This is a genomic window from Corallococcus sp. CA049B, assembly GCF_003611685.1.
In the GTDB taxonomy this organism is placed as follows: Bacteria; Myxococcota; Myxococcia; order Myxococcales; family Myxococcaceae; genus Corallococcus; species Corallococcus coralloides.
In genome coordinates this window covers 1-3,235 of sequence record NZ_RAWC01000395.1, presented here as the reverse complement: position 1 = coordinate 3,235, position 3,235 = coordinate 1, and the positions used below count along the sequence as shown (strand labels likewise).

At 73.5% G+C, this 3,235-nt stretch carries 3 protein-coding genes; 2 read left to right on the top strand and 1 reads right to left on the bottom strand.

What is annotated here, in order from left to right:
- Positions 1–679: response regulator transcription factor (locus D7W82_RS39005; RefSeq protein WP_147439772.1), on the top strand; the 679-nt coding region annotated here is incomplete at its 5' end.
- Positions 679–2,085 (top strand): HAMP domain-containing sensor histidine kinase, encoded by a 1,407-nt coding sequence (locus D7W82_RS39000; RefSeq protein WP_120623097.1) that lies wholly within the window; start codon positions 679–681, stop codon positions 2,083–2,085. The genes D7W82_RS39005 and D7W82_RS39000, both read left to right, overlap by 1 nt.
- A gap of 145 nt (positions 2,086–2,230) precedes the next feature.
- Here D7W82_RS39000 and D7W82_RS38995 read toward each other — a convergent pair whose 3' ends face one another.
- On the bottom strand, positions 2,231–3,064 hold the full coding sequence (locus D7W82_RS38995; RefSeq protein ID WP_120623096.1) for a carboxypeptidase regulatory-like domain-containing protein: 834 nt from the start codon (positions 3,062–3,064) through the stop codon (positions 2,231–2,233).
- Between the last annotated feature and the right edge of the window lie 171 nt (positions 3,065–3,235).

Genomic DNA, 3,235 nt, shown 5'->3' with positions numbered 1-3,235 from the left:
GCCCACCCGCGTCCTGCTCATCGATGACGACACCCGGATGTTCGAGTTGCTCGCGGAGTACCTCGGGCAGAACGGCATCACCGTCAGCCACGCGCCCGATGGGGGCCGGGGGCTGGCGGCGCTGGAGGCGAACGCCTACGACGCCGTGCTCCTGGACGTGATGATGCCGGGCATGGACGGCCTGGAGGTGTGCAAGCGCATCCGGGCGAAGAGCCGCATCCCGGTGCTGATGCTCACCGCCAAGGGCGACGAGACGGACCGCGTGGTGGGGCTGGAGCTGGGCGCGGACGACTACCTGCCCAAGCCCTTCGGCCCGCGCGAGCTGCTCGCCCGCCTGCGCGCGGTGCTGAGGAGGGCGCAGCCGGCGGCGGTGGCGGACCGGATTGAGTCGAGCGGGGTCTCCATCGACGTGTCCGGGCGCGAGGTGAAGGTGGAGGGGAGAGCGGTGGAGCTGACGGGCCTGGAGTTCGACCTGCTGCTCGCGCTGGTGCGGCGCGCGGGCCGGGTGATTCCCCGCGACGCGCTGCTGGGCGAGGCGGGCCGCAACGACACGGTGGTGAGCGAGCGCACGGTGGACGTGCACATCTCCCACCTGCGCCAGAAGCTGGGGGACGTGGGCACGCGCCTCATCAAGACGGTGCGCGGCGTGGGCTACGTCTTCGCCAAGGAGGGCGCCTGATGGGCTGGGGCCACTGGCATCCCCACAAGGACCGCTGCGGGCCCGAGCTGCACCGGCGCTTCGGCCGCCACGCCCAGGCCCATGCCCACCACCACCGGCGCAGGTTCCACCTGGGCCGGCTGGGCTCCTACGTGCAGGCGCGGCTGCGGCGGCGGCTGTTCGTCATGTTCGGGCTCACCATCCTGGTGACGGTGCTGGTGGTGTCGTGGGTGATGAACCTGACGGGCGGCAACAGCTGGCGGCAGGAGACGGAGCGCATCCGCGCGTTCGTGGGTCACCAGTTCGCGGACGTGTGGGACGCCCCCGCCGAGCGCGACGCCCTGATGCGGAGCATCTCCGACGACCTGGACGTGGACGTCGTGCTGACGGACCTGTCCGGCGCGGTGGTGGCCCGGGGCGGCGCCCCGTGCTCGAAGCCGGACGCGACCCTCCCGGTGATGCGGCAGGACACGCAGCTGGGGTCGTTGCAGGCCTGCTACCTGCAGTCCCGCTCGCGGGGCCCCTGGCGCGCCGTGCTGCCGCTGGGCATCGCGGTGCTGGTGCTGTGGACGGCGGCGGGCGGCATCTCGTTCCGGCTGGCGCGGCCGGTGGACACGCTGGTGAAGGCCACGCAGGAGCTGGGCGAGGGCCGGCTGGGCGCGCGGGCGAGCCTGGACCACCACGCCACCGGGGAGTTCGCGGTGCTCGCCGAGTCCTTCAACGACATGGCGGCGCGCATCGAGAAGCAGCTGGCGGATCAGCGCGAGCTGCTGGCGGCGGTGTCGCACGAACTGCGCACGCCGCTGGCGCGGCTGCGGGTGCTGACGGAGCTACTGCGCGACGGCGGGGGCAACCCGCGCACGCTGGACCAGGTGGACCGCGAGGTGGTGGAGCTGGACGCGCTGGTGGGCGAGCTGCTGGCCAGCTCCCGCCTGGACTTCGGGCAGCTCACGCCCAAGGCGCTGGAGGCGGGCATGCTCGCGGCGCAGGCGCTGGAGCGCGTGGGGTTGTCCGCGACGCTGCTCCAGCCGGAGACGGACGACGTGGCGCTGATGGCGGACGCGACGCTGCTGGGCCGGGCGTTGGTGAACCTGCTCGACAACGCGCGCAAGCACGGCGTGGGCGTGGAGGCGCTGCGCATCCAGGAGCACGGGAGGGAGCACCTGGCCTTCAGCGTGGAGGACCGGGGCCCGGGGCTGCTGCCCGGCGAGGAGAAGCGCATCTTCCAGCCGTTCTACCGCAAGGACCGGGGCGGCGAGGCGCGCGAGGCCGGCTCGCTGGGGCTGGGGCTCGCGCTGGTCCAGCGCATCGCCAAGGCCCACGGCGGAGACACCTTCGCGGAGAACCGGCCCGCCGGAGGCGCGCGCGTGGGCTTCACGGTGCGTAAGGCCGGGCCGCCAGGGCCTCCGTCCAGCACGCACACCTGACAGCCGGCGAGCGGCCCGCCTCCAGGGCACCGCGCTTCTCGCGCACGGTGCCCGGCACGGGGGCGCGCGGGAGGCTTCGCGACGAAGCCCTCCGCCGGGTTCAGGGGCCGCGCGGATGCGCCGCCCCCGTCGTCCACGTCACGGCCTACTGCTTCGCCTGCGCGTCCGTCGCGGCGAAGGAGAACGCCGCCTCCGCGGGCGCGCCGTCCTTCACGGTGACTTCCGCCGTCTTCGTGCCCAGCGTCTCGTGCCACGCCTCCAGCGTGTACGTGCCCGCGGGCAGGCCCGTCAGCGTGAAGGCGCCGTCCGCGCCGGTGGTGGTGAAGTACGGGTTGGGGCTGCTCACCACGTAGGCCGTCATCCACGGGTGCACGTCGCACTTGAGGCGCATCACCTCCGAGTCCGAGGGCATCGGCTTCTGCACCGGCGCTCCCATGGGCGGCTGCGCCACGTTGAACAGGGGCTTCGTGCCCACCACGCCGCGCACGTTGTGCAGCGTGCCGTCGCTGTTCTTGAACACCACCTGCTGGCCCGCCACCGCGCCCTGCACGCGCGGCACGTAGGTGCACTTGACCTGGTCCACCTCCACCGGAGTGGACGGCGCCGCGGGCGCCCCCGCGACCGGCCCCTTCACGCGCACCAGCACGTTCTGGAGCTTGCCGTCCTTCACCAGCACGGACTGCTCCTTCTCCGGCCGCCCGTCACACGCGGGGTCCGCGCTGGGCGCCAGGTCCGCCATCACCGGCGGCGTGCCGGTGAACGACACCGTGCCCTTCACCACGCCATTGCCCGCGGGCGCCGCCGGGGCCGCCGCCTCGCCCGTCCCCGCTCCCGCCGTGGGAGCCGGGGGCACGGCCTGCTGCGTGGGGGCCGCCGGGCGCTCGGCGGGGGGCGCGGGCGACTCCTCCTTCTTGCACGCGGGCAGGGCCAGGAGCCCCGCGACACCGACCATCGACAAGCCAAACAGACGCAGCTTCATGAGGCGGTCTCCTCTGGAGGATTCTTCGTGATGCGGTGCCGTCCGTCGTAGTGGAAGGCACCGGGCAAGTCCACCGACACACGGCTTGCGGCTACTCGCGGCGGCTCACGCTGAACGCGGCCAGCCCCACGAACACCGCCGCGAACGCCAGCAGCGCGGGCACCTCCCACC

Excerpts from the sequence above, each read along its gene's own strand:
- D7W82_RS39000 (WP_120623097.1), top strand. The coding sequence starts at position 679 with ATGGGCTGGGGCCACTGGCATCCCCACAAGGACCGCTGCGGGCCCGAG.
- D7W82_RS38995 (WP_120623096.1), bottom strand. The coding sequence starts at position 3,064 with ATGAAGCTGCGTCTGTTTGGCTTGTCGATGGTCGGTGTCGCGGGGCTC.